This is a genomic window from Martelella sp. K41-7 (assembly GCF_055808365.1).
Genome location: NZ_CM147867.1, coordinates 122,656 through 146,185, shown reverse-complemented (window position 1 = coordinate 146,185; position 23,530 = coordinate 122,656). Strand labels below are relative to the sequence as shown.

The following is a 23,530-nucleotide window of genomic DNA, read 5'->3' as shown; positions in this document are numbered from 1 at the left end:
ATCCGCGTCCGCGCGATCCTGACGGAAGGGATGGAAAAATATATCGTGCGGATGACGGATGATGTCGGGGAGGTGCCAGAATGCAGAGAGACGAGACCGTGGCTTTATCGAGGATGGCAGTCCCGTGATCGGTACGGTCACAGGATTTTAGGCCAGCGCCATGCCTGGCGTCCATGCCCACCGGCGCGGACAGCTCCCCTGCCATCGCATCCGGCCCCCTTCGCGTTGAAGGCTCTTGAGAATGAGCTAATCAGAACGCTGGCAAGCGCCCCGCACGCGGACCGGCGTGCCCCATCTGGAGGGAGATGAACAGTCGCTCGACCTGTCGCGTCGCAGCCTGCAACGCCTCGTCAACCGCAACACCGGGCGAAACTGGACTGCCTGGATGAGGGAACTGCGGCTCGCAAGGGAAATTGCCCCGCTTATGGTCGGGCCAACGTGCAAGTCGCCGCGCATACCGCGGGCTATGCCACGGCGAGCGGTTACGTCGCCGCCTTCCACGCCGCCCACGGGATCACCCCAGGGCAGTTCCAGCGCCGGATGCGGTCCTGAACCCGGCTCTACCGGGCCGTCGCACGTCCGTCGCTGTCCCAGTCGCTCCATCCCGGGAATGTCAGGGGCTCAAGAGTGTCGGCCCGCAGCACATATCCGGCCCACTCATTCAGATTGTGCCTCAGCCGCAGCCGCAGGCTGTCGGCCCCCTCATAGGTATAGCCATGCCCCTGCACCCCGTGGGAGATAAACGGCCGCAGCACGGAAAACCCCAGATAGTGCAGTGAGTACTGCAGCGGCCAGAGCATCGTCTCGAAGTCCCCGCCACGCGCGCCAGGTCCAAGCGCCGCCTCCGGCGCGCCGGAGGTGACCGAAACCAGCGCGCGCTTGCCTCGGAAGTACCCCGTGTCGTAGCGCATCCGACTGGTATAGAGCCCGCCACTGACGAACACCCGATCGAACCAACCTTTCAGGATCGCAGGCGGCCCGTGCCACCAGAGCGGGAATTGCAGGATCAGCAGATCGGCCCATTCCAACGCATCGATCTCGCGACGGACATCGGCGGGCAGGTGGCCGCTCTTCCAGCCATGCCGCTGTTCGGCCAGAGGAGCGAAGGTTTCGGCTTCGGTTCGATCGGGATAATGTCGCGCGGCCTCCACGGGATCGAACCCGGAGGCGACGAGATCCTGAAGCGAAACTTCATGTCCCGCCCCTTCCAAAGCCTCGTGCGCACGCTGCGACATGGCCCCATTGTAGGACGCAGGCTCGGGATGCGCCTGCACGATACGAACACGCATGAATGCTCCTTTCCTTCAGACCGCGCTCGGCGTGGGAGGCAGCCGTTTTTCCATATCCACGATAGTAAACCCGGGCCGATCCGGCGTGGACCGACGGCCAGTCTAGCGGTATCCGAGTCTCCGGTAGAAAGCGATGTTCAGCTCCATCAGCGCGTTGGTTTACAGTCTCATGCTGGTCTTTCCGGTAGCGGTGGACCGACGCTCTGCCTCCGCCATCAGTTGGCGCCCGACGCCCTAGCCGTGAAATCGGGATTTATCGCGACGCTGTAGATCAGATCGACGGACGGCCCGGGCTTCACCACAACAACCCCGCCAATTCGGTCGTCGCACCAGACCAGAAGCACCTCTCCCCGGAAGATGCGCGGCGCGTGATCCTCCGTCACCGGCCGAGGTGGATAGCCCAGCACCGGCAACCAGACCGTAAAGGCGCGCCGGATCAGCTCGTGTACCGCCGCGAAATCATCAGGCCTCTCAAGTCTGAAGGACATGCACATCCGCCCAGTCTCTTGAGGCTATGGCGACAGAGCCCCACCGGCCCGAAGCGGTCGGCTAGCAGAACAGCGCGTGGTGTCCGCAGAAAGGTCCGCGCCTTATGGGCCATCAAGGTCCAACTGAGATTGATGGCAGCTAGAGTTACGAACTTGACAGCCGCAAGAGCCGACCAGTCTCGCACACCGACCGAAGACACGTCGATCAGGGCGGACAGCAAAGCCACATAATAGACCATGATTTTGGGATTGCCCAGCGCCAACGGCATCCCAGTAGCAAACATCGGCAGTGGCACCGCGCGCTTCGGCAAGGTCCCTACGGCCGTTTCGGCAGGCTGGCGCCATATCCGGATCGCCAGCCAGAGCAGATAAGCGACGCCAAGCCATTTCAGAATGTGGAATCCTATCTGAAACGTCTGCGCCACGGCAGAGAACCCCGCCAGCGCCATGGTCAGCCAGATCACTTCTCCGATCCACATCGCTGCCAGGAACGGAATTACATCACGCCATACCACACAGCGATTGCGCGAGAAACAAGGGCCGTTATACTGGGTCCCGGCATTCCGGCGTTCAGAAAGAGCGCCCCGGCAAAAACGGCGACGACAAACGGGTCCGTTCTCCAAACTCCTCTTGGTCCGGCCATCCGAAACGGACGTCAGGCCTCAACAATCGGCCCTACGATCCGCTGATCGCACGTCTCGCAAACCGCCTCCACCTCTTTCGGATCATGTGGAACCGGAAGTGCCGACAGGGCCCGAAAGAAACGGTCGTGATGCGCAGGGTTGGACACCAGCGTCATCCGTGCGGGTTTACTCCCAAGCGCGGAAAAGCTGTGAACCTGCCTCCTGCCCGCGAACAGGTGGTCGCCAGCTTTCGCCTTTATCCGGTCCTCGCCGATCAGGAACAGGAAGTTCCCCTCGGAGATATGGAAGACCTTGTCCTCGTGAAAAGAAATATGCGCCGGAGCGCCCATCCCGGGACGCACAATCATCTCCATCACCGTGAACGGCTTACCGTCGCCGCCCATAAGGATCGTTGCATCTATGCCGGAAAACTCGGCCGTGCCCATCGAGGTCAACCGGCCACTGGCACGCGGCACGGGTGCGGGGTTCTGGGTCATGTTCTTCTCCTTTTCTGGGGAGAAGGCTAGACCCTCAACACTGTTCGCATAAGATGCCCATTTATGTTTACAAAGGGCAGATATCTGCACAATGGAAAAACTTGATCCGCTGCAAACCTTTGTGGAAGTGGTGCGCGCCGGCAGCTTCACTGCAGCAGCCAAGGCGCTCTCCATGCCACGTTCCACGGTGAGCCTGCATATCCGCTCGCTAGAAGCCGCGCTCGCCACGCGGCTGCTGAAGCGCTCCACGCGATCCCTGTCTCTGACCAATGACGGGCAGTTGCTGTTTTCGCGTGCGGAAGACGGCCTGCGTTCGCTGATCGCGGCAATGGACATGGTGCGCGGCGACCCGGGCAACCTGAGCGGGCTGATCCGCCTGACCGCCCCTGCCGACTTCCCGGCCGAAACTCTTGCCACTGCCATGACTGGATTTCGGCAAACCCATCCCGCTGTTCGGTTCGACATAAGGCTGACCAATGCCGCGCTCGACATGATTGCTGATGACGTCGATATCGCCCTTCGGATCGGCCGGCGTGGCGATCTCGACCGGGTGGAGCACAAACTGGCTCCGGTGCGATGGCAATTCTGCGCGAGCAAGGACTGGGTTGGTCGCAACGGCACACCCGGAACGCTTGGGGAGATCGCCGAGTTCATCTCTCCCTCCCCGGATCTGCGAGCATTTCTGGAACGGTTCGTGCTGGCTGGGCGCAAACTGCCGACCGGTGTCATCACGGCCGACAACCAGTTGATGATCCGCGATCTTGCCATTGCCGGGTCCGGGGCCGCATTGCTGCCCTCGGGCGTATGCCAAACGCCGATTGCCGCGGGTCGCCTCCTGCCGCTTCTGCCGGACATCCCGACCGAGGCGCCATCGTTGAACCTCACCTTTCCCAGCCGGGCTGACATCACGCCACGCGTCCGGGCCTTTGCCGATGCGCTGGCCTTACAGTTCCGGTGAAGGCTCTTATCCGGACAAGACCTGTCCCTCACGGCGCAAGCACCTTGACCGGGCGCCTGCGAACAGAATTGACTCGGTTCCATCGATCCAGCGCGCCATCCTCAAGTATACGCGCCGCACGGCCGGCAACGAAAAGCCGAGCGCATAGCAGTGCGGGATCGTCCCTGTCTGGGCGCCGACCGCGACGACGGCCAGGGCCAAATCACCGGCGGAGACGTTGGATGGCATTCCTATGCCAAAGAGTGCCGCAAAGAAGAAAATCGCCTTCGGGTTGGTCAGGTGGAACCCCAACCCGGTCAAATAGGAGGTGCGGATCGGATGAGGCATCGCCGCCTTCTTCGACAGCGACGGCCCGCCGCGCCGAAATGCCGATCGAGCCGCCTTATAGGCCAGAAACAATAGGTAACCGCCGCCCGCATAGCGCAGGATGGACCTGTGAATCCGATGCTTCACATCGGAACCAAAACCCGCCGTTTTGTGACTTTTATGGGTGCATTTACAACCAGCTTCGACGCGTTGAGCGCGAGGGCCGGCGAACTGGCACAGTGGGACCAGGCCGACGGGGCGCTATTGAGCTGGCTGCGCGAGGCGATCGCGGTGACCCACAGCTACAAGGGTGTCATCGCGCCGATAGTGGCCGCGATCGCCGACGAAAACTCGGCCCTGCACTCCTCATGCGTGGATCTGCGGCAGGCGGGAGCGGAGCTTCTTCAACGGGCGCAAGCCAAAGGGCTGACGCGGGATGATATGGATGGCAACGATCTTTTCGCGCTGATCAGCGCCCTGGCTTGGCTTGCCGATCAGCCTCCGCTCGAACCGCGGGCGGATCACATATTCGACATCGTATCGGACGCCATTCTTCCGAGGCAGACCGGCGTGGTTCCAGGAATCGACCGCGCCTGAGCTGCCTGAGAAGATCTGCCCAGCGTCTAGTCGGGCTTATGTGCGGGACTTGCAGCGCTCTGCGGACCGGCCGCGCGATAACGCAGCCCGTCAACCAGAAGGGCGACCAGCCGGCGAGCGGCTGCTGGATTTCCATCACTTGACGGCATGCACAGGCTCGCCACCGCTCGAAGGAGATCATAGGGATTTGCGTCGGGCCTTATTTCTCCGGCGGTGACGGCGGCATCGAGCAATTTTTGCAGCGCAGGCTCAAACCGGCTGTCGAAATAGGCCGGCAAGGCCTCGAATGCCGGGTCGCCCGAATGCAGCGCGGCGGCCAGTCCGCGCTTGGCAACGATGAAGTCGACATAGCGTTGCATCCAGCGGTCGAGCGCTTCTCCGGGAGGAAAGCCTTCGGCAAGACTGGCCGCGGCGTCAGCGCAGGCGTCGACCTCACTGCGAAACACCGCTGCAATCAGATCGGAGCGCTGCGGAAAGTTGCGGTAGATGGTCCCGACGCCGACACCTGCCTTTTCCGCGATCTCGCGCATTGGCGCCTCGACCCCGGATGTGGCGAACACGTCCCGAGCGGTGCGCACCAATGTCTCGATATTGCGTTGCGCATCGGCCCGCACGTTCCGTTCCGACGATCTGCCAGGCATGGATTCCAAAAATTCCCCAATACGCACTTGTTAAACGGAACATCGTTCCGTATATAGACGGAATACCGTTCCGCTTAGTACGCCTTCGATCTTCAAAAAGCCAGCAAAGAAACAAGGAAACTTTATCATGTCGGACGAACGCGTTGCTCTGGTCACGGGCGCCACTCAAGGGATAGGCCTCCAGATCGCCAAGTATCTGGTTGCAAAAGGACTGACGGTGATCGTCGGCGCGCGCGACCTTGAAAAGGGCGAGAGGGCGGCGCAGGACATCGGAGCGGGCGCCCACGCCATCCAGCTCGACGTCACGGATGAAGCATCGATCGCTCAGGCGGCCGCTTTCATCCGCACCCGGTTCGGCCGTCTGGACATCCTGATGAACAATGCCGGGATCTCTCGGGCGAAGCCGAACCAGGAGTTCGCGGAAGCCGTCAGGACAAACCTGCTCACGGACGCGCCGCTTGCCGATATCCGCACCGTGTTCGAGACCAATGTGTTCGGCGTGATTGCCGTGACACAGGCGATGCTTCCGCTTTTGCGCGAGTCGCCTGCGGGCCGCATCGTCATCACCGGCAGTTCCGGCGCATCTCTGACGCTCAACTCCGATCCCGCCAACTCGCATCGGCGGATGTTCGGCAATTACTCCGCGTCCAAGGCGGCGGCGCATGCCGTGATGCTGGCGTTTGCGCTGGCGCTCGAAGGCACGAACATCAAGGTCAATGCCGCATGCCCCGGTTTTACCTCGACCGCGCTCAACAATTTCAACGGCACGCGCAGTGTGGAAGAGGGCGCGCGCGAGCCTGTGCGGCTTGCACTCATCGGTGACGACGGCCCGACAGGAACCTTCTCCGATGAAAATGGAACCGTGCCTTGGTGAAGCGCGCGGAATTGCGGTCTGCACTCGGGGAGACAAGCCACTCCCACAACCAATCTGAGGGATAAGGAATGCGAATTTTTCTGACTGGCGCGACCGGGTTCATCGGTTCGGCGATCGCGGCCAACCTGCTCAACGACAGACACGAGGTCCTGGGGCTTGCCCGGTCGGATATGTCCGCGGATGCCTTGCGGCAAGCCGGCTGCGACGTCGTGCGGGGCGATCTGCGCGATCTGCAGAGCCTCCGCCGTGGCGCGGAGCAGGCCGATGCCGTCATCCACACAGCCTTCGATCATGACTTCTCCCGCATGGCCGACAACTGCGAGATGGATCGCCTCGCAATCGAGGCGATGGGCAGCGCCCTTGCCGGATCAGGCAAAAGCTTTGTCGTTACGTCGGGCCTGCCGCCTCTCATGGGACACGTTTCCACCGAGACCGACATACTGCCGGCGGGCGCCCATGGCATGCCGCGCGTATCGGAACAGGTGGCGATGGCGCTGACCGACAGCGGCGTCCGCGTCTCGGTCATCCGGATGCCGCAGGTCCACGATCAGAACCGGCAGGGATTCGCGTCCTACCTGATGGATCATGCGCGTAAACACGATGTCTCTGCCTATGTGGGCGACGGACAAAACCGCTGGCCGGCGGTTCATCGGCTCGACGCCGCCCGGCTTTACAGCCTCGTCCTCGACAAGGGTGTGAGTGGCCAGTGCTACCATGCTGTCAGCGAGGAAGGCGTTGCGGTTCGGGACGTCGCCGAGGCGATCGGCAAGCGTCTGAACGTGTCGGTGACGTCGCTTTCAGACGAAGACTCGATTTCCCACTTTGGCTGGCTTGACCGGATCGCGAAAATGGACGTTCCCGCGTCCAGTGTCCTGACAAGGCAAAGCCTGGAATGGCACCCTGCGCAGAAGGCCGGCCTCATCCAGGACATCTGGAGTCGGATTGAACGAAGAACTCTGTCCAAGATATCAACCTCGTGAATGGAGACCAAGCCCATGCCTGAACCAACCGTAAAGCCGGACAGACCGCCGGTGCCGATGGCCACCCCGATCCTCTCCTTCAGTCCGGTGACCTTCGAGGTCCCGGAACGCCAGGCACCGCTTGAAATGCGGGTCGTCGTCCCGGCGACGGGCGACAAACTGCCGGTGATCCTGCTGTCTCACGGCCACGGCTCCTCGAATTTCATCGCCTCGATGCGTGGCTATGGCCCGTTGGTCGACTTTTATGCCTCCCACGGTTTCGTGGTGATCATTCCGACGCACGAGAACTCGAAGACCCTCGGTCTCGATGTGTCTGGTCCCGAAGGGCCGCTGTTCTGGAAATCACGCCCTCGGGACATGAGCTTCATCATCGATCATCTCGACGAGATCGAAACCGCCGTTCCCGGCCTTGCGGGACGCATCGACAGGAGCCGCATCGCTGCCGTGGGTCATTCCCTGGGCGGGCACACCGCTGCCATGCTGGCCGGCATGCGCGTGAAGGATCCCGCAAGTGGCGAAGACGTCGACGTCTCCGAGCCCCGGATAAAGGCGGCTGTGCTGTTCTCGCCGCCCGGCAGTGGCAGCGGTGCCTCCGCCAGGATCGCCGAGCTTTATCCGGCGCTGGTCAACAGCGACTTCAGCGGCATGACGACGCCTTGTCTGGTCGTTACGGGCGACAAGGATGTCAACCCGATGTTCTCCGAGCGCGCGGACTGGCGGGCCGATGCCTACCGGCTTGCGCCCGGCCCCAAGTCACTCCTGTCCCTGAACGATGCCGGACACATCTTCGGCGGCATATCGGGCTATGATGCGGCGGAAACGTCGGACGAAAGCCCTGAACGGGTTGCCGCTGTCCAGCGCATCACCTGGGCCTATCTCAGGACCGCCCTTTATCCCGATGATCCGGCCTGGAGCACGATAAAGAGTGAAACTGAAAATGGCTCTCCGGGGCGGATCGAGAGCAAATAGGCAGGCCGGAAAAGCTCCGCTCCCGACCATCGTGCCGGCGGCAGGAACTCGCGCGAGCCGTATGACTAAATTGGCGACCAGGCTGATACGGCAGGCGGCGGCTCAGTCTGCCACTCGCGCCGCCAGGTTGCTCAAAAGCCAGCGACCTGCCGGGCCAGGCACACGATCGGCGAGATGGGCCGCGTAAATCGTCAACGGATCTGTATTCCCTCTGGTATCGTCATCAAGCGTGAGCCTGACCAGCCTGCCTGCATCCAGGTGCTCCTTCACAAGGTGCTCGGGCATCCGGCACCAGCCGAAACCCGCGAGCAGGAAATCCATGCGCCGCCCAAGATCGACGAACCGCCATGGAGCCGAGCCCGTCAGGCCATAGTTCGGGCCATGCCGGTTCGCCGGATCGGATAGAACCAGCTGGATATGGGTCTCCAGATCGACACGGGTTGCCGGACGGCCAAGGGTCGCCAGGGGATGATCTGCTGCAGTCACGGGCAACAGGTTGATCCGGATAAGCGGCGTCGCCGTCACATCCTCCGGCGCGTCGGGCAGCAGCAGGCAAAGGGCAAGCGATACATCGCCTGCGCGCAAACGACGGAGCGCGCCTCCAAGCCCCTCGGTCGAAAAGCTGATCTGCAATTGTGGATGGGTCTCGTGCAGCGCGCGAAGACTTCCGATCAGGGGCGCGGTGGGAACCAGCGGATCGATGGCCAGCGCCAGTTCTGCCTCCATCCCTTGACGTGATCCTGCGGCCACGGCCTCGAAACGGGCAGCGCTCGCCAGCACCATTCGCGCTTGCTGCACCAGGATCCGGCCCGTGTCCGTGAGCTGCGGGCGGTGACCGCTCCGGTCGAAGAGCGTGACCTCCTGGGTGGCCTCCAGTGTGGCGACGGTCTGGCTGATGGCGGATTGTACCCGTCTCAGATTGCGACCGGCGGCGGAAAAACTGCCGGCGTCGGCAATCGCGACCAGCACGCGCAGTTGATCAAGGCTCAGCGATGAAATCAAAACTATCACCTGATATGATGGAAAGCATCGGATTTATATCACTCCCGCTGAATAGCTGGAAGCCCTATCCTCTTTGTCATGCTCCCATCAGGAAAAGGAACGTGGCATGACCAGACTTCTCGTTGTTGAAACCAGCCCGCGCGGAAACGCCTCGGTATCGCGCAACATGACGCGGCGCTACCTTGCGGAATGGCAGGCGCTGAACCCGAACGGCAAGATCATCACCCGAGATCTTGCCGATGTGGCGCTTCCCCACGTCACGATGCCGTGGCTTGCTGCCTATTTCACACCGCCCGATGCACAGACGGCGGAGATGAAGGCACAGTTGGGGCTTTCCGATACACTTGTTCGGGAACTTCTGGACTGCGACGAGCTTGTTATCGCCACTCCGGTCTATAACTACAACATTCCCGCCGCGCTCAAGGCGTGGGTTGATCATATCGTGCGCAAGGGCTTGACGCTCGGGTTCGATGGCAGCGGCCTGGTCACGGGGAAAAAGGCTACGTTGCTGATCGCCTCGGGCGGCGAATATGGCGAAACCTCCCCGATCAGGGATCTTGACATCGCCACGCAATATCTCAGGATGATCCTGAATGTGCTCGGGATCGAAGATATCACGGTCGTCGCCGGCGGCGGTGCCAAGAATGTGGATCTCGGGCAAATCAGCATGGAAGACTTCGTCGGCAAGCTCGATATGCTGCCGAGAGAGAAGGCCTTCGCCTGAGCAAGCAGGGAAACCGGTTCAGTCCCACAACGCTAAAGCTCTGTGCCCCTCGAGCCCGGGATTAACATTCGCCATAACGCCGGAAGGGCCGCCGCAACCGTAGACGGCCGAAAGACCGCTGCTATGGAGCTCTTCCGGCCGTAGCGGTCAGGCCCAGGACGCGCGCACTTAAAACCCGGATCGGCCGATGGGGCAGGGTGTTTTCACCAACACGCCTTCTATGTCTTTGTATCCCCGTAATGCTGTTGCAATCTTGGCAGGAAAGACTGCTGCTGCATAAAACACGGAGAAGCGATGAGACTCCTGCTGATTGAAGATGAAAGGGAGTTGGCGAATGCGCTGTCGGCGGCGCTGAGCAAGCAAGGCATTGTCACGGACCATACCTTATATCTCGCGGATGCATTTGAACTTACACTTCAAAACAACTACGACGCCATTCTCCTGGACCGGCGATTGCCCGATGGCGAGGGCCTGACGTTCATTCCGAAGTTGAGGCGGGCCGGGGTTGATACGCCCGTCCTTGTGCTGACGGCCAGAAACGAACCAATGGAGCGTGTCGAGGGGCTGGACCTTGGCGCGGACGATTATTTGGGCAAGCCGTTTCTCATCGAGGAACTGATGGCGCGGGTGCGAGCCGTGCTACGGCGACCCCCAACCCTGGAGGAACAGACTATTCGGGTAGGGCGATTGCACATCGACCCGCTGCATCTCGATGTCCTGTCGGGCTCCGTGCCGCTTGATCTTCCCAGGCGCGAACTTCTGGTCCGGCAGGCACTCGCCAGGCGGAAGGGAAAAACCGTTCTTCGCTCGGCGCTTGAGGATGCGGTCTACAATTACGAGGAGGAAATACAATCCAACGCTCTTGATGCCCACATTTCGCGACTGCGAAAGCGGTTGGCGGACGCCGATGCGGGGGTAACGATCCACAATATCCGAGGTGTCGGATATCTTCTGAGGGAAGAATGATGCGTGCAGGACATCAACCCAATCCCTCGCTCCGATGGAGATTGAGCTGGCAGCTCAGTCTCGTGATCACGGTCGTCATTGCTGTCGTTATTATCGGGCTTTCCGTCTATGCCACGATGGTTCTTTCGCCGAATATCGCCATGGAGCAAGAGGTCAAATCCGCCGTGGCGGAGGCGATCGAGCGCGATCGCCAAGGCCAGCTCGCAATCAAGGAAACACCGGCACTTCGATCGTTGATCGAGCGGAACGAGGGGCTTTGGTTCGTGGTTGCCACAACCGACGGGGCTTCTCTTTCCCAAGGAACTGTCCCCGCAACCTATGCCGCCATTGTTCCGCTCGTGCATCTGTTTCATTCGGCCGATATTCGCGGGGCAAGCGGTGTGCGTGAAATCGCATCGATCGAAGACGTCGAGACGCCGGTCGGGGAAGTCAGGATTCTCTTCGGCGGTATCGCCGGCAAAGGGTGGCCTGTTCTTGCGATCCTCGAAGAGGCCTATCCGATCTACCTCTCGTTGCTTGCGATTGCGCTGCCGGCAATCTTTCTCGCAATTCCCCAAATTGTCGGGCGTTCGATCGTGCGCGTAAGCGACGTCGCTGACATGGCGTCGCAAATCGAACCTGAACGGCGTGGGGACCGTCTTCCTGTGGCTGGCATCCCCAAAGAGGTTGCTCCTCTGGTCATCGCGTTTAACGGCGCGCTCGACCGTATTGAGAATGAGTTCAGGAAACGCCAGCGCTTTTTGATCGACGCGGCGCATGAACTCAGGACGCCGATCGCGATTGTGCAAACACGCATCGAGGGTCTGTCTGAAGGGCCGGAGCGCAGGCGATTGCTGGATGACGTTGCGCGTTTGGCGGATATGGCAGAACAACTCCTCGACTTCGAGCGCGGCCACCAAACGGTCGATCTCGACGAAACGGTGGATCTCATCGATGTCGCGCGCATGGCGGTGGCGGATCTCGCGCCGCTCGCAATCGCGGCAGGTTACGAGATGTCGTTTCAGGGCGACGCAATGTGCGTCGAGCGCAAAGGCGACAGTTCCGCCCTGCGCCGAGCGATCGGCAACCTCATCCGCAACGCCATCGAGCACGGCAACGGCTATGGGACAATCACGGTCTCCGCCTTGGCGGACGGCGAAATCAGCGTGAGCGACGAAGGGCCCGGCATCCCGGCAGATCATCAGGAATTGGTGTTCGAGCCTTTCTACCGCGTGGTCCCGAACAGCCGGGGGGCCGGACTTGGATTGAGCCTGGTAAAGCAAATCGTCGAAAAACATGGCGGGTATGCCAGTATCGAAAGCGGCTCCAACGGCACCAAGGTAACAATGCGGCTTTAAGCACGAAGAGCAGTCCGCAGGCCCCGAAAAGGGAAAACCTCTCTGACAGGGGGCATCCGCCTCCATTCGTGGCTCGGGCCTGTAATGTCCACGCAATTCTTGCGTTTCATTGTTGTTTGCGAGCCGCCTCCGCAGCCTGCGGCGGTGTTGAAACGAGAGTAACCTCCATGAAAAAATACCATTGCACGTCATGGGCAAGAGGCCAGTCGACTTCGCTGACAGTCGAGTTCCTCGCGCCCACCTCGATCGCAGCTTTAACAACCCATGATCGTGTCCCGCAGCGTGGTGTAGCTTCGGCGTTCGCCATGCCTTCCGGACAGGGCCGGGAACGGATCAGCTTGCCGCAGCGGGCAGGCTGATGAGCGGATCATCGCTCATTGTGGCGATGGTCTCAAGGGTCATGTAGCGGGACCGCTGGACGGCCCACTCGTCGTTTTGTTCGAGGAGTAGCGCGCCGACCAGTCTGACGATGGCGTCATCGTTGGGGAAAATGCCGACGACCTCGGTGCGGCGCTTGATCTCGCCGTTCAGGCGTTCGATCGGGTTTGTCGAGTGAAGCTTGGCCCAATGCTGCCTGGGAAAGGTCATATAGGCGAGCACGTCCTGTTCGGCGCTGTCCATGAGCGTGGCGAGTTTCGGCACGTTCGGCCTGATCTGGTCGGCAACATTGCGCCACTGGGTGCTCGCCGCCTCCGGCGTGTCCTGTGCAAAGGCGGTGGCGATGAAGGCGGAGACGACCCGCCGCCCGTTCTTCCCGGCATGGGCGAGCGCATTGCGCATGAAATGGACCCGGCACCTCTGCCAGGTGGCGCAAAGCACCTTCGACACGGCTGCCTTGATGCCCTCGTGGGCATCGGAGACGACCAGCTTGACGCCGCGCAGACCCCGCCTTGTCAGCTTGCGCAGGAATTCCGTCCAGATCGGCTCCGCCTCGGATGTGCCAACCTCCATGCCGAGCACTTCGCGCCGGCCGTCGGTGTTGACGCCGACGGCAATGATGACGGCGACGGAGACGATCCGCCCGCCGCGCCGGACCTTCATGTAGGTGGCATCAATCCAGAGGTAGGGCCATTCTCCTTCAATAGGCCTTTCGAGAAAGGCCTTCACCTTGTCGTCGATCTCCTCGCAAAGTCGGGAGACCTGGCTCTTGGAGATGCCAGACATGCCCATGGCCTTCACCAGATCATCGACGGATCGGGTCGAGACGCCCTGGATATAGGCCTCCTGGATCACCGCCGTCAGTGCCTTCTCGGCCATGCGCCGTGGTTCGAGGAAGCTCGGGAAATAGCTGCCGGTGCGAAGCTTCGGAATGCGAAGCTCCACCGTCCCTGCTCGCGTCTCCCAGTCCCGGTCGCGGTAGCCGTTGCGCTGGGCATGCCGGAACGCGTTCTTCTCGCCATAGCCCGCGCCGGTCTTCGCGCTCACTTCCAGCGCCATCAGCTTCTCGGCGGCAAAGCCGATCATCTCGCGGAGCAAATCGGCATCGGCGCTCTTCTCAATCAGTGAGCGCAGGTTCATCATATCGTCGGTCATCGGTGGTCTTTCCATCAGGTTGGTCTTTGACAACCCGACCCTAGCGGAAAACACTGGTGACCACCGATCCAACTACACCACATGCAGGGACACGATCCAACCCATTCCCGGAGGCAGCGCTCATGACCTGGGATCCGCGCGCAGAATGGAAGGGCTATGCCGCCCCAACATCGTTCGATGACTACGCGAAGCGTTATGAGAGCTTCTTCAAGATGCGGCGCGAGGGCGGCATCATCGAGCTTCGCATGCACACTGACGACGGTCCCTACAAACATACCCACGCCGCCCACAATGCTTGGGCCCGTGTATGGCAGGATGTCGGCAATGATCCCGAGAATCAGGTGCTGATCCTGACCGGCACAGGGGACAAATGGATGATGGGCGATCCGAAAAGGCTCAATCCGAAACCAGCGGCGGAACTGGATCCGGATCATATCTTCCAGCGGATGATGGACGGATGGAAGCATATAGAGAGCTTCATTTACAGCGTCGACATGCCCACCATCGCGGCCGTCAACGGTCCCGGCGTCCATACGGAGTTCGCACTGCTGTCCGACGTCACCTTTTCGGCGCCGGACGCGGATTTCATGGACCCTCACTTCTGGTTGGGGAGCCCTCCGGGCGACGGGCAAGGCATGGCGCTGCAGGCTCTGATGGGGCCAAAGCGCGCCGCCTATTATATCTATGCGGCGAAATCCATTCCGGCGCCAAAGGCCCTCGAACTCGGTCTCGTCAATGAGATCTTTCCCCGTGAAGTGCTTCTCCAAAGGGCCTGGGATCTCGCCCAGTACATAATGAAAAGGCCGCGCTATACGCGCTGGGCGACCCACAACATCCTGTCAAGACACTGGAAGAAGGCGCTCTCCGAAGATTTCGGTTTCCATATGGCGCATCAGATGCTGGCAAACGTGGCAAGCAAATCGGTTGTGCCGGATCCGGCGCTGCTGGTCGATCCCCGCAATCCCTTTTAATCAAGCATCGGGTTGTCCTACCGAGCAGCCGAAGCCACCCGCCTTGATTGCTCGGCAGGGCACATCTTTTCCCGGAGTGAGCATGGTTGACGATCAAGAAGCCCCCATCGCCGTGCAAAGACGCGGACAGTTCCCATTAACACGCCGTACACTGCTCGCTGCCTCTTTAGCGACAATTGCCGCCGCTCCGGTCTCGAAAGCCTTTGGCGGTGGCTTGCAACCCGTAACAGAACAGATCAACCCCGAATGCGCCTACCCGTATGCCTATGCCTATGTCCTAGAGTAGCCGGGAATGAGCATCATCGGGCACTGCCGGTCCCTACCGCACGGAATGAGTCAAGACATCCAATCGAACGCAATTCTTCCTCTCACAGATGGGGAGATGCGTCACACCAACCAGCATCTCGAAAAAGCAACCGCAGCCGGCATTAGAGCGCATCTACTTACCAAGAGATACGGCAATAAGCTGGTGGTGAAGGATCTGTCATTCACCGCGGAACTGGGTGTCATTACCGGCTTCCTCGGCCCCAACGGAGCGGGCAAGAGCACAACCTTGCGGATGCTGCTCGGGTTGACCGGGCCAACATCGGGCGAAATTATGATCGCCGGTCATCATATCACCCAGTTGAATGATCCAGCCCGGACCATCGGCGCATTGCTGGATGCACGGGCAACTCATCCGAATCGTACTGCATTCAACCACCTGCTCTCCTTCGCACAAGCTGCGGCCCTGCCGCAGAATGAAGTGGCTCGGTTTGTTTGAACGGGCTGATGGTCGTTCTTAAGTGGTTTTCGGCCTTGTTTATATTGCCTCTGATATCGCGGGCAGCGCGTTGAAGTAAGCCTGATCGGGTGTCTTCCGGTCAAGCGATGAATGCGGACGGCGGCTGTTGTAAAAGGTCAGATATCGTCCGATCCCGGCTCGGGCTTCTGCGACCGTCTTGTAGGCGTGAAGATAAACCTCTTCATATTTGATAGACCGCCAAAGCCGCTCGACGAAGACGTTGTCGCGCCATGCGTCCTTGCCATCCATCGATATCTTGATCTCGGCGTCTTTCAGAACGCCGGTAAAATCAATAGATGTGAACTGCGATCCCTGATCGCTGCTGAATATCTCGGGCTTGCCATATCGGGCGAGCGCTTCCTCGACGGCTTCAATGCAGAACGCGGCTTCCAGCGTGATCGAAAGCTTCCACGACAACACCCGGCGGCTGAACCAGTCGATGACGGCACAGAGATAGACAAAGCCTCGCGCCATCGGCACATACGTGATGTCGAGTGCCCAGGCCTGATTGGGGCGGGTGACCGCAACATTCTTCAGGAGATACGGATAAATCTTGTGGCCCGGCGCCGGTTTCGAGGTGTTCGCACGGCGGTATATGGCCTCAATACCCATCTTCCTCATCAGCGTTCTGACGTGCAGCCGCCCGACGTGATGGCCTTCCGCTGTCAAAAGCCCCTGCAGCATCCGGCTTCCGGCGAAGGGGTAGTCCAGATGCAGCTCGTCAATCCGGCGCATCAGCGCCAGATCTGCCGCCGATGTCGCCCGAGGCAGATAGTAGACACTGCCACGGCTGATGCCGAGAGCCCGGGCCTGACGGGAAATGGGAAGGGTATGGTTCCGGTCGATCATCGTTTTCCGCTCAGCAATCCGGCCTTGCCGAGCGCGCCGGTTATCGCAGCCGAGACCTGTGGCTCGGCGGAGCATCGTTCTCCAACGTCAGTTCGCCGATCTTCGCATGAAGGTTATTGACGTCAACGACAGGCGCGGCGTCTTCCTTGCGCCCATCATCGAAGACGTTCATCGCGCCTTCGAGCAATTGATCTTTCCATTGCTTGATCTGGTTGGCGTGGATGCCGAACTGCTGCGAAAGCTCCACCATCGTCTTTTCGCCCTGGATCGCGGCAAGCGCGACTTTCGCTTGGAAAGCGGGGCTGTGATTGCGGGGACAAACGCCCACCTTGACGTGCTTTTCCGGGCGGCCGCATGAGCATTGATCCTTACGAAGTTAGAGAGCGTCAGTGCGCATCCCTGCGCTGGCGCCAATTTCCGAAACAGTTCAACTCATTGATCGAAACCAAACCCTTACGACGCCCAAGAGCAGGCTTATGTCGGGCGCCTTTCAAAACAACATTGCCGTGGTCAGTTCGGCGCCGCGCCGTCGACGTTGAACGTGGAATGGAAACTGCGGATCAACGAGAATAACGTTGCCCCTAACGCCGTCCCTTCGGATCAGCGCCCTGCAACGGGTCGCGCGGCCCAAGGGTCTACCAACTCAATCCGAAAGCATCTCGTCACAGGTAGTCCAGAAAACTGTCGAGAAACACACGTACGCGGTCTGGAATGACTTTCTCGTCTGAAAGTTCTGAGCGTTTGCCTCATCCACGTGCAGCAAGCGAAAGGGTTTCGGGAATCGCATCAAATGCTTCCTCCACTCTGCGGATGAGCATATCGCGGCCACCATGCCCGCGAATGCCTTGCGCTTCCGATCCTCTACCGGCAACCCAATTACTGGCGCCGCAGCGCCACGCGCCGAGCACGAATTCGCCGAGCATGCGGAAACGGACATCCTCCCGGCCGACTATGCCGATTTTGTCTCCGAGAACGTCGATCAACTGCCTCTGTGCTCGCAGCGAAGCAAGCTCCGAGTGGTCGTACAAAACGGAACTGCCTGCGTAAGCCACAATCCTTCGCGTCTGGAGGAAACGCCTGTCCCACTCCGCGTCCATTGAGCGGAGCGAGGCCAGGAGAGCCTCTCTCAGGAAGGCGAGAAAGCGCCCCTGCACGTCGCGGTCGCGAACCTCATCGATATAGGCCTCCCAGAACTCGGCTTCGGTTGCTATCGCGACGTCCTCTTTGGAAGCGAAGTAGCGGAAGAAGGTTCTCTTCGAGACGTCTACGCGATCGACCAGTTCATCGAGAGTCGTCGCGGCAAAGCCTTTCTCGGTAAAAAGCTCAAGAGCGGTGTCAGCGAGCGCCTGACGGGTGCGAAGTTTCTTTCGTTCCCGAAGTGGCAGCCGCCGATTGTCTAGGGTGCTGGCGCTAGGTTCCATACCGCATATTAATCATATCGCTGCTGAAGCGCAATTGCGCTCAATCATAAAACGCCACTGATTAACAAATTATACGAAGTGGCACATTCTTCCACAATGTTTCGTCTCACCTAGGCTCAGGACTCGTTAAAATCATAGCCAGAAGATAACAGCAGCAGCGATGCATATGCTTGAGAAGAAAGTGTGTGCACAACGGTCGTATCGGGTGTGAATTCGGCGCCAGTCCTTGAGCCTGCCAAACATGTTCTCGATTTTATGACGCTTTTGGTAGAGCTTGCGGTCATGCGCTATTGGGACCTTTCTGTTCGCCCTCGATGGAATGCAGGCCTTGATTTTGCGCTCCGCCAAGGCCTCTCGAAACCAGTCGGCATCGTAGCCTTTGTCGGCCAGTAACGTCTTTGCTTTGGGAAAGGATTCTATCATTCGGGCAGCACCTTTGTAGTCGCTCGTCTGCCCTTCGCTCAACAGCATGATCAGTGGTCGGCCATGGCCATCGCAAACCGCATGCAGCTTGGAGTTCAGGCCGCCTTTGGTGCGCCCGATACGTCTGGGAACATCCCCTTTTTTAGCAGACTGGCTGCGGTGCGATGTGCTTTCAAATGCGTGGCGTCGATCATCAACTGTTCCGGCTCACCGCATTCGGCCGCCAATTCAGCGAAAATCCTGTTGAACACACCAAGCCTGCTCCAGCGGATGAAGCGATTATAGATCGTCTTGTGCGGTCCATATTCCTTCGGCGCATCGCGCCATCGCAAACCATTGCGCAAGACAAAGACAATGCCGCTCACGATCAGCCGATCATCAACACGAGGCACACCGTGGGACAGCGGGAAATAAGGTTCAATCCGGCGCATCTGCGCCTGCGACAGCAGCGGAAAATCACTCATTGCGGTTCTCCATTCGAGTCCAATGAATCAAAACGAAGAGAACGTCGCAAGTGATTTAATAGGTCCTGAGCCTAGGAAGAAGTCCATGCATGCAATGCCGGTTATCGACGGAGAAGACTCCCGAGAAGCTCAGATCCCTTATCGCGTTGCGCTGACGCTGCTGCTGCTCGCCTCGACGCTCGCGGTGATGGCTGGATCCGCCATCACACCGATCGTGGAACTCATGCGCGGTGATCTCGGGGTAGATGGAACGGCGGCCGGCCTCATTCTCACTATGCACGGGCTTGTTATTGCCATCGTCAGCCCGCTGGCAGGCTGGATGATCGACCGATGGGGGGCGCGCGGGCCACTGGCCGGCGGCCTGCTGCTCTACGGGCTGGCCGGCAGCGCGGGGATCGTCGCATCCAGCTATTCGGCATTAATCGTCAGCCGTGCGATCTTCGGCATCGGAGCGGCGTTCGTTTTCGCCGGAACCACGGTGGCAATGCTGTCGCTTTATCGCGGTGCAATCCGTGACCGTGTCATGGGCTGGCGCACCACGGCGACCAGCTTGGGCGGCGTTCTGTTTCCCATCATCGGCGGCGGCCTGGCCACGGCTTTCTCGTGGCACGCCACCTTCAGTCTGAACGCCGTGGGCGTGCCCCTGGGTCTCGCCGCGCTGGCCGTCATTCCCAGGTCCGGGAGTGAGCCAAGTCCGGATCGGGACAGGGGATCCCTCCTCACCCTACTGCTCCGGCCAGCCCTCATCGCCGTTTACTTCCTGGTCGTAACGCAGGCTGTCATGCTTTATGCCTTGCCGGTCTTTCTGCCGCTGCGGCTGAGCGAACTCGGCCTCACGGCACCGGTTTTAGTCTCGCTCTACATGGCTCTGATGGCGGCGGCGTCGAGTATTGTCGGTGTCATTTTCGGATGGCTGGGCAAGCGCTTTTCCTATCTTGCTCTCTTGCGATTGACCGCTTTGACATGGGTTCTCGCCTTCCTGACCCTCGGCACGTCCGGTGACTTCATCGTGCTCGCCATTGCGAGCGCCATGCTCGGTATCGGCAATGCTCTGGCGTTTTCCACTACGTCCGTCCTGATCGACGACTACGTGCCGGGGTCTCTACTCGGACGCGCCATGGCCGTGTTCAGCACGTGCATGTTTCTCGGTCAATTCGTCTCGCCTCTTCTGTTGGGGCCGCTGATGGAAGCGACCTCGATCACGACCGGCTATCTCGTCTTGTCCGGCAGCGCTGCCATCATCCTGGCGGCTCTGCTTGTTCTGCGCAGCGAGACCAGGACACCACCAAGCATCAATGAAGGTTGAGTGCTCGGCTCCGACCCTGCCGCATCTACAATGAAAGCCAGAAGGAAAGCGTAAGCAACATGGGAATTGCAGCCCCGAGACCGGACAACACCCCCTGCAGGAAGGGACACTCCTCAAGGCAGAGATACCCTGCCGCAATCGGGTCGCATTGGCAGCGATGACCCATTATTCCTCTCCCGAGGACGGTTCGATCGGCGAGGCCGAACTCGACTATATTGAGCGCCGCTCCGCCGGGCCGGGATTGGTGTTCACTGCTTGTGTCGCGGTTTCTCCAAACGGTAAGGCCTATATCGGAGAACCCGCCGCGCATGATGATTCCCTACTTCCCGGGCTGGCTGCCTGGGCCGAAAGGATCAAAGGCGCGGGCGCAAAGGCGATCCTGCAACTCCATCATGGCGGCGGCGTTTGTCCTCCCGCGCTGGTGCCGGATGGCGATGTTGTCTCCCCCAGCGGCATCGCTACGCCGGACCGCAGCGTTGCGGTTCCCCGCGCGCTTACCGATGCCGAAATCGGCGACATTATCGGGAGCTTCCGATCTGCGACAGAACGGGCGATCAAAGCCGGTTTCGACGGCATCGAAATTCACGGCGGCTATGGTTATCTGAACGAGGCTCGCGGCCGTCAAGCTTGCACGGTAGAATTGCGGCACGTCTCGATGAAAGCCCGCAGCGACGCCGATGTGAAACGGCTTGGATAATACAGACGCGGCCCGTCCTGCTCGGGCCAACAGTGTGGCAAAATGGGAACAAGCGTCCCTGTGCGGAAGTCATCCTCGAGCCAATTGCGGAACACGCCGATGATGCCCAAACCGGTTCGGGCAAAGCTCAGCCCACTGTTGAGAGAATTCACGCTCAAAACGAGCCGTGTGACGGGCTTCACCTCGATTGTGTCCTCTTTGTCCTTCAGCACCCAGGGCAGAAGGCGTCCGCTCAGCAATCGGTAACGGATCGCGTCATGGTGCAAAAGGTCCGCAGGCGTCTGCGGAAGACCGCGTCGCGAAATGTATTCGGGTGACGCGGCCAGCGCAATTTGCTGGACCCGGGGTCCAATCGGAATGGAAACCATGTCCTTTTCGACAGACGAGCCATAGCGGATCCCTGCATCGCATCCCGCCGCGATCATGTCGACAAGGCCGTTCTCCACGACGATCTCGACCTCCACCGCCGGGTGATCATCCTGAAATGCCTGAAGCAGCGGCGGCAGGATGTCCGGCATCACCGCACCAGGCACATTGAGTTTCAGTTTGCCCTGCACCCGGCCTCTGGAATTGGCCGTTTCAGCACATGCCGCCTCGACTTCCTTCAACAGCGGCGCGAGGCGTTCCGCCAGGGCGAGGCCTTCCTCCGTGGCGCGTATGCTTCGCGTCGTACGCAGGATAAGCGGCAACCCGAATTGTGCTTCAAGACGAGAAATCGTTGTGCTGACTTTTGAGGGTGCGACACCCAGCCGGCTCGCGGCAGCACGAAAGCCGCCTTCGTCAAGAACCGCAAGGAAGACGGACAGGTCGTTTGGGGACACATTGTTCTGCATGGAGAACAGGCTATTCCATAATTGCTGGATTATCAAAGCCCATGAAAACAATCATTTTGGTTTGTGAATTGACGGCCGGTCGGCAGATCCGTCCGGCCAGCCTGAAAAACTCAAGGACACAAACCCATGTTGATCGTCACCGGCGCTTCCGGCCAACTCGGCCGCAAAATCGTAGAAAATCTGCTCGATCGCGTTCCCGCCAAGCAAATCGGCGTCAGCGTCCGCGATCCTCAAAAGGTCGCCGACCTCAAGGCGCGCGGCGTGCGCGTCCAGCGCGGAGATTACAACGACCTGAAGAGCCTTCGTCTTGCCTGGGAGGGGGCGGAACGCCTTCTGCTGATGTCCTCGAATGCGGTGGCCTCCGGCGGCGATCCTTTGAAGGAGCATGCCAATGCAATCCGGACAGCGTGCGACCTCGGCGTCGAACGCCTTTTCTATACCAGCCAGATCTCCAGCTCCATGACTTCGCATTTTCCGCCCGGCAAAGACCATGCTGCCACCGAGACAATGCTTGCGGAGTCGGGCCTGCCCTGGACGGCAATGCGCCACGGTTTTTATGCCGCCAGCGCGATTGCGATGAACGCGCGTGGCTTCGCGTCCGGAATGATCGCGGCGCCCCAGGACGGCAAGGTCGCATGGACCACGCATGACGATCTGGCCGCCGCCGACGCCGCGCTGCTGGCCGGGAGCGAGGTCATCGACGGACCGACGCCTCCCATGACAGGCAGCGAAGCGTTGGATCTTGCCGATCTCGCCCGCATGTTTGGCGAGATCACGGGCAAGCCGGTTGCTCGAACGACCATCAGCGATGAAGAAATGCTGGCGAATGTGCGGAAGGCCGGTCTTCCCGAGGGGGCTGTCGCGGTCATGTCGGGATACTACCAGGCGGCGCGGGCGGGTGAATTCGCGACAGTTGATCCGACCTTGGCCGGAATTATCGGCCGCGCCCCGCAAACAATGAACAGTTTCTTGAAATCGAACCTGAAACGGAACGTCTCATAGAGCTGACAACGCAACAAACGACTGTTCCGTCTCAACGCCTTTGAGACAGATGCTGGTTAACGGATAAGGGAGGATTCTGGCTCATCATGGCTCAGGCAAAGGAAGCGAAGATGAGACAGAAGTCCGGGCAGCAGAAGTCGAGCGCAGACAAGGCGATCAAGGATATCCGCCGTGCCACACGTAAATCCTATTCGGCTGAAGAAAAGATCCGTATCGTGCTGGAAGGCCTGCGTGGCGAAGACAGTATCGCCGCGCTCTGCCGCCGCGAGGGTATCGCCGAAAGCATGTACTACACCTGGTCGAAGGAGTTTCTTGGGGCCGGCAAGCGGCGCCTGGCCGGTGATACGGCACGGGCCGCGACCACGGATGAGGTGAAGGTGTTGCGCCGTTAAGCGCGCGATCTGAAAGAGGTCGTGGCCGAGCAGACACTGGAGCTGCGCCTGCTCAAAAAAGCATGATAGCGGATGGGGGCGACGAAGGATGAGGTACCTCGCATCCGAAAAGCTGGAAATCATCCGGTTGGTTGAACAATCGCATTTGCCGGTGAAGATGACATTGGATCAGCTCGGCATTCCACGACAGACTTTCTACTGCTGGTATGACCGGCTCCAACGGCTTGGCGTTGAAGGTCTGGAGGATCGCTCATCCGCCCCGTCACGGGTGTCCGGCATTTCCAACGGCCAAGTCTCCCGGCTCTGCGAGGAGATCGACGACAAGGTGAAGGCCTACCTCGACCGACCGATTGAAACAATGACGCCATTGTCAGGCTGGTCGGGGCACTGCTGCTCGAATAGAACGACGAATGGGCCGTCCAGAGATCCCGCTACATGACACATGAGACCATCGCCACAACGAGCGATGATCTCCTCATCAGCCTGCCAGCGGCAATCTGATCCATTCCGGCTCTGTCCGGAAGGCGCGGCGAGTGCCGAAGCGACACCACGCCGCGGGACACGATCTCTGCTCCCCGCAGGTTAACGGAACTTTGCGGATCGT

At 60.2% G+C, this 23,530-nt stretch carries 25 protein-coding genes and 3 pseudogenes; 16 read left to right on the top strand and 12 right to left on the bottom strand.

Features of this window, described 5'->3' with window-relative positions; genetic code table 11:
* Positions 1-560: 560 nt before the first annotated feature.
* The 4 genes and pseudogenes from AC0L7L_RS00695 to AC0L7L_RS00680 all read right to left on the bottom strand — a co-directional run bounded on the left by AC0L7L_RS00695 (position 561) and on the right by AC0L7L_RS00680 (position 2,897).
* On the bottom strand, positions 561-1,289 hold the full coding sequence (locus tag AC0L7L_RS00695; RefSeq protein WP_272209720.1) for an NAD(P)H-dependent oxidoreductase: 729 nt from the start codon (positions 1,287-1,289) through the stop codon (positions 561-563).
* 215 nt (positions 1,290-1,504) lie between these two features.
* The gene (locus AC0L7L_RS00690) at positions 1,505-1,777 is read right to left on the bottom strand and encodes a hypothetical protein (RefSeq protein ID WP_272209719.1); all 273 of its coding nucleotides are present in this window, start codon (positions 1,775-1,777) and stop codon (positions 1,505-1,507) included.
* Positions 1,726-2,420 (bottom strand): annotated as a pseudogene (locus tag AC0L7L_RS00685) (LysE family translocator). The gene AC0L7L_RS00690 and the pseudogene AC0L7L_RS00685 overlap by 52 nt, the downstream one beginning before the upstream one ends.
* A 12-nt stretch (positions 2,421-2,432) precedes the next feature.
* Positions 2,433-2,897, bottom strand: a complete 465-nt coding sequence (locus AC0L7L_RS00680; protein WP_272209717.1) for a cupin domain-containing protein — start codon at positions 2,895-2,897, stop codon at positions 2,433-2,435.
* A gap of 91 nt (positions 2,898-2,988) precedes the next feature.
* Between AC0L7L_RS00680 and AC0L7L_RS00675 the strand changes: the two genes are divergently transcribed.
* Positions 2,989-3,855 (top strand): LysR family transcriptional regulator, encoded by an 867-nt coding sequence (locus tag AC0L7L_RS00675; RefSeq protein ID WP_272209716.1) that lies wholly within the window; start codon positions 2,989-2,991, stop codon positions 3,853-3,855.
* Positions 3,856-3,861: 6 nt separating this feature from the next.
* Here the strand turns inward: AC0L7L_RS00675 and AC0L7L_RS00670 are convergent, their stop codons facing one another.
* On the bottom strand, positions 3,862-4,308 hold the full coding sequence (locus AC0L7L_RS00670; protein WP_272209715.1) for a LysE family translocator: 447 nt from the start codon (positions 4,306-4,308) through the stop codon (positions 3,862-3,864).
* Here AC0L7L_RS00670 and AC0L7L_RS00665 point away from each other — a divergent pair.
* The gene (locus AC0L7L_RS00665) at positions 4,300-4,758 is read left to right on the top strand and encodes an SbtR family transcriptional regulator (protein ID WP_334313016.1); all 459 of its coding nucleotides are present in this window, start codon (positions 4,300-4,302) and stop codon (positions 4,756-4,758) included. The genes AC0L7L_RS00670 and AC0L7L_RS00665 overlap by 9 nt on opposite strands.
* 26 nt (positions 4,759-4,784) lie before the next feature.
* On the opposite strand, the gene AC0L7L_RS00660 is transcribed toward AC0L7L_RS00665, so the two are convergent.
* Positions 4,785-5,399 (bottom strand): TetR/AcrR family transcriptional regulator, encoded by a 615-nt coding sequence (locus tag AC0L7L_RS00660; RefSeq protein ID WP_272209713.1) that lies wholly within the window; start codon positions 5,397-5,399, stop codon positions 4,785-4,787.
* A 127-nt stretch (positions 5,400-5,526) separates the two neighbouring features.
* On the opposite strand from AC0L7L_RS00660, the gene AC0L7L_RS00655 reads away from it, so the two are divergent.
* From AC0L7L_RS00655 to AC0L7L_RS00645, 3 genes are all read left to right on the top strand, one after another.
* Positions 5,527-6,273, top strand: coding sequence for an SDR family NAD(P)-dependent oxidoreductase (locus AC0L7L_RS00655; protein ID WP_473511200.1), 747 nt, complete (start codon positions 5,527-5,529; stop codon positions 6,271-6,273).
* A gap of 68 nt (positions 6,274-6,341) precedes the next feature.
* Entirely contained in the window at positions 6,342-7,253 is a 912-nt protein-coding gene (locus AC0L7L_RS00650; protein WP_272209711.1) for an SDR family oxidoreductase, read from the top strand.
* Positions 7,254-7,268: 15 nt separating this feature from the next.
* A complete protein-coding gene (locus tag AC0L7L_RS00645; RefSeq protein ID WP_272209710.1) occupies positions 7,269-8,222 on the top strand; it encodes an alpha/beta hydrolase family protein in 954 nt (317 codons plus the stop codon).
* 102 nt (positions 8,223-8,324) lie between these two features.
* On the opposite strand, the gene AC0L7L_RS00640 is transcribed toward AC0L7L_RS00645, so the two are convergent.
* Positions 8,325-9,224 carry a LysR family transcriptional regulator gene (locus tag AC0L7L_RS00640; protein WP_473511196.1) on the bottom strand — a complete coding sequence of 300 codons (900 nt, stop codon included), beginning with the start codon at positions 9,222-9,224 and terminating at the stop codon, positions 8,325-8,327.
* A gap of 106 nt (positions 9,225-9,330) precedes the next feature.
* Here AC0L7L_RS00640 and AC0L7L_RS00635 point away from each other — a divergent pair, with 106 nt between their 5' ends.
* From AC0L7L_RS00635 to AC0L7L_RS00625, 3 genes are all read left to right on the top strand, one after another.
* Positions 9,331-9,948, top strand: coding sequence for an FMN-dependent NADH-azoreductase (locus tag AC0L7L_RS00635; protein WP_272209708.1), 618 nt, complete (start codon positions 9,331-9,333; stop codon positions 9,946-9,948).
* Between the two features lie 294 nt (positions 9,949-10,242).
* Positions 10,243-10,914: a response regulator transcription factor gene (locus AC0L7L_RS00630; protein ID WP_473511194.1), complete on the top strand. Its 672-nt coding sequence runs from the start codon at positions 10,243-10,245 to the stop codon at positions 10,912-10,914.
* A complete protein-coding gene (locus tag AC0L7L_RS00625; RefSeq protein WP_473511192.1) occupies positions 10,914-12,251 on the top strand; it encodes a sensor histidine kinase in 1,338 nt (445 codons plus the stop codon). Before AC0L7L_RS00630 ends, AC0L7L_RS00625 begins: the two co-directional genes overlap by 1 nt.
* Positions 12,252-12,584: 333 nt before the next feature.
* Here the strand turns inward: AC0L7L_RS00625 and AC0L7L_RS00620 are convergent, their stop codons facing one another.
* Positions 12,585-13,784 (bottom strand): IS256 family transposase, encoded by a 1,200-nt coding sequence (locus tag AC0L7L_RS00620; RefSeq protein ID WP_473511190.1) that lies wholly within the window; start codon positions 13,782-13,784, stop codon positions 12,585-12,587.
* A gap of 122 nt (positions 13,785-13,906) precedes the next feature.
* On the opposite strand from AC0L7L_RS00620, the gene AC0L7L_RS00615 reads away from it, so the two are divergent.
* The 3 genes from AC0L7L_RS00615 (at position 13,907) to AC0L7L_RS00605 (ending at position 15,518) form a co-directional block, all read left to right on the top strand.
* Positions 13,907-14,755 (top strand): enoyl-CoA hydratase/isomerase family protein, encoded by an 849-nt coding sequence (locus tag AC0L7L_RS00615; protein ID WP_272209706.1) that lies wholly within the window; start codon positions 13,907-13,909, stop codon positions 14,753-14,755.
* Between the two features lie 82 nt (positions 14,756-14,837).
* Positions 14,838-15,041 (top strand): hypothetical protein, encoded by a 204-nt coding sequence (locus tag AC0L7L_RS00610; RefSeq protein WP_272209705.1) that lies wholly within the window; start codon positions 14,838-14,840, stop codon positions 15,039-15,041.
* Positions 15,042-15,047: 6 nt separating this feature from the next.
* Entirely contained in the window at positions 15,048-15,518 is a 471-nt protein-coding gene (locus tag AC0L7L_RS00605; RefSeq protein ID WP_473511187.1) for an ATP-binding cassette domain-containing protein, read from the top strand.
* A 39-nt stretch (positions 15,519-15,557) separates the two neighbouring features.
* Here the strand turns inward: AC0L7L_RS00605 and AC0L7L_RS00600 are convergent.
* From AC0L7L_RS00600 to AC0L7L_RS00590, 3 genes are all read right to left on the bottom strand, one after another.
* Positions 15,558-16,716, bottom strand: a protein-coding gene (locus AC0L7L_RS00600) for an IS3 family transposase (RefSeq protein ID WP_272209703.1) whose coding sequence is annotated in 2 segments (ribosomal slippage) — positions 15,558-16,461 and positions 16,460-16,716 — 1,161 coding nt in all. Because the reading frame shifts where the segments join, the coding sequence is not laid out codon by codon here.
* Between the two features lie 418 nt (positions 16,717-17,134).
* The gene (locus AC0L7L_RS00595; RefSeq protein ID WP_473511184.1) at positions 17,135-17,809 is read right to left on the bottom strand and encodes a TetR/AcrR family transcriptional regulator; all 675 of its coding nucleotides are present in this window, start codon (positions 17,807-17,809) and stop codon (positions 17,135-17,137) included.
* A gap of 132 nt (positions 17,810-17,941) precedes the next feature.
* Positions 17,942-18,696, bottom strand: a protein-coding gene (locus tag AC0L7L_RS00590) for an IS5 family transposase (RefSeq protein ID WP_473511182.1) whose coding sequence is annotated in 2 segments (ribosomal slippage) — positions 17,942-18,363 and positions 18,363-18,696 — 756 coding nt in all. Because the reading frame shifts where the segments join, the coding sequence is not laid out codon by codon here.
* A gap of 85 nt (positions 18,697-18,781) precedes the next feature.
* Here AC0L7L_RS00590 and AC0L7L_RS00585 point away from each other — a divergent pair.
* Complete coding sequence (locus AC0L7L_RS00585; protein ID WP_473511180.1) at positions 18,782-20,002, top strand: MFS transporter; 1,221 nt, start codon at positions 18,782-18,784, stop codon at positions 20,000-20,002.
* 94 nt (positions 20,003-20,096) lie between these two features.
* Positions 20,097-20,699 carry an oxidoreductase gene (locus tag AC0L7L_RS00580; protein ID WP_473513699.1) on the top strand — a complete coding sequence of 201 codons (603 nt, stop codon included), beginning with the start codon at positions 20,097-20,099 and terminating at the stop codon, positions 20,697-20,699.
* Here AC0L7L_RS00580 and AC0L7L_RS00575 read toward each other — a convergent pair.
* Positions 20,624-21,520: a LysR family transcriptional regulator gene (locus AC0L7L_RS00575; RefSeq protein ID WP_473511178.1), complete on the bottom strand. Its 897-nt coding sequence runs from the start codon at positions 21,518-21,520 to the stop codon at positions 20,624-20,626. The two genes, AC0L7L_RS00580 and AC0L7L_RS00575, sit on opposite strands and share 76 nt — an antisense overlap.
* Positions 21,521-21,658: 138 nt before the next feature.
* On the opposite strand from AC0L7L_RS00575, the gene AC0L7L_RS00570 reads away from it, so the two are divergent.
* From AC0L7L_RS00570 to AC0L7L_RS00560, 3 genes and pseudogenes are all read left to right on the top strand, one after another.
* Complete coding sequence (locus AC0L7L_RS00570; protein ID WP_473511176.1) at positions 21,659-22,534, top strand: NAD(P)H-binding protein; 876 nt, start codon at positions 21,659-21,661, stop codon at positions 22,532-22,534.
* A gap of 110 nt (positions 22,535-22,644) precedes the next feature.
* A pseudogene (locus AC0L7L_RS00565) lies at positions 22,645-23,197 on the top strand (transposase); the annotation flags it as partial.
* Positions 23,198-23,280: 83 nt separating this feature from the next.
* A pseudogene (locus AC0L7L_RS00560) lies at positions 23,281-23,427 on the top strand (IS256 family transposase); the annotation flags it as partial.
* Between the last annotated feature and the right edge of the window lie 103 nt (positions 23,428-23,530).

Coding starts and splice junctions, on each gene's coding strand:
- AC0L7L_RS00695 (WP_272209720.1), bottom strand. CDS start 1,289: ATGCGTGTTCGTATCGTGCAGGCGCATCCCGAGCCTGCGTCCTACAAT.
- AC0L7L_RS00690 (WP_272209719.1), bottom strand. CDS start 1,777: ATGTCCTTCAGACTTGAGAGGCCTGATGATTTCGCGGCGGTACACGAG.
- AC0L7L_RS00680 (WP_272209717.1), bottom strand. CDS start 2,897: ATGACCCAGAACCCCGCACCCGTGCCGCGTGCCAGTGGCCGGTTGACC.
- AC0L7L_RS00675 (WP_272209716.1), top strand. CDS start 2,989: ATGGAAAAACTTGATCCGCTGCAAACCTTTGTGGAAGTGGTGCGCGCC.
- AC0L7L_RS00665 (WP_334313016.1), top strand. CDS start 4,300: ATGCTTCACATCGGAACCAAAACCCGCCGTTTTGTGACTTTTATGGGT.
- AC0L7L_RS00660 (WP_272209713.1), bottom strand. CDS start 5,399: ATGCCTGGCAGATCGTCGGAACGGAACGTGCGGGCCGATGCGCAACGC.
- AC0L7L_RS00655 (WP_473511200.1), top strand. CDS start 5,527: ATGTCGGACGAACGCGTTGCTCTGGTCACGGGCGCCACTCAAGGGATA.
- AC0L7L_RS00650 (WP_272209711.1), top strand. CDS start 6,342: ATGCGAATTTTTCTGACTGGCGCGACCGGGTTCATCGGTTCGGCGATC.
- AC0L7L_RS00645 (WP_272209710.1), top strand. CDS start 7,269: ATGCCTGAACCAACCGTAAAGCCGGACAGACCGCCGGTGCCGATGGCC.
- AC0L7L_RS00635 (WP_272209708.1), top strand. CDS start 9,331: ATGACCAGACTTCTCGTTGTTGAAACCAGCCCGCGCGGAAACGCCTCG.
- AC0L7L_RS00630 (WP_473511194.1), top strand. CDS start 10,243: ATGAGACTCCTGCTGATTGAAGATGAAAGGGAGTTGGCGAATGCGCTG.
- AC0L7L_RS00625 (WP_473511192.1), top strand. CDS start 10,914: ATGCGTGCAGGACATCAACCCAATCCCTCGCTCCGATGGAGATTGAGC.
- AC0L7L_RS00620 (WP_473511190.1), bottom strand. CDS start 13,784: ATGACCGACGATATGATGAACCTGCGCTCACTGATTGAGAAGAGCGCC.
- AC0L7L_RS00615 (WP_272209706.1), top strand. CDS start 13,907: ATGACCTGGGATCCGCGCGCAGAATGGAAGGGCTATGCCGCCCCAACA.
- AC0L7L_RS00610 (WP_272209705.1), top strand. CDS start 14,838: ATGGTTGACGATCAAGAAGCCCCCATCGCCGTGCAAAGACGCGGACAG.
- AC0L7L_RS00605 (WP_473511187.1), top strand. CDS start 15,048: ATGAGCATCATCGGGCACTGCCGGTCCCTACCGCACGGAATGAGTCAA.
- AC0L7L_RS00595 (WP_473511184.1), bottom strand. CDS start 17,809: ATGGAACCTAGCGCCAGCACCCTAGACAATCGGCGGCTGCCACTTCGG.
- AC0L7L_RS00585 (WP_473511180.1), top strand. CDS start 18,782: ATGCATGCAATGCCGGTTATCGACGGAGAAGACTCCCGAGAAGCTCAG.
- AC0L7L_RS00570 (WP_473511176.1), top strand. CDS start 21,659: ATGTTGATCGTCACCGGCGCTTCCGGCCAACTCGGCCGCAAAATCGTA.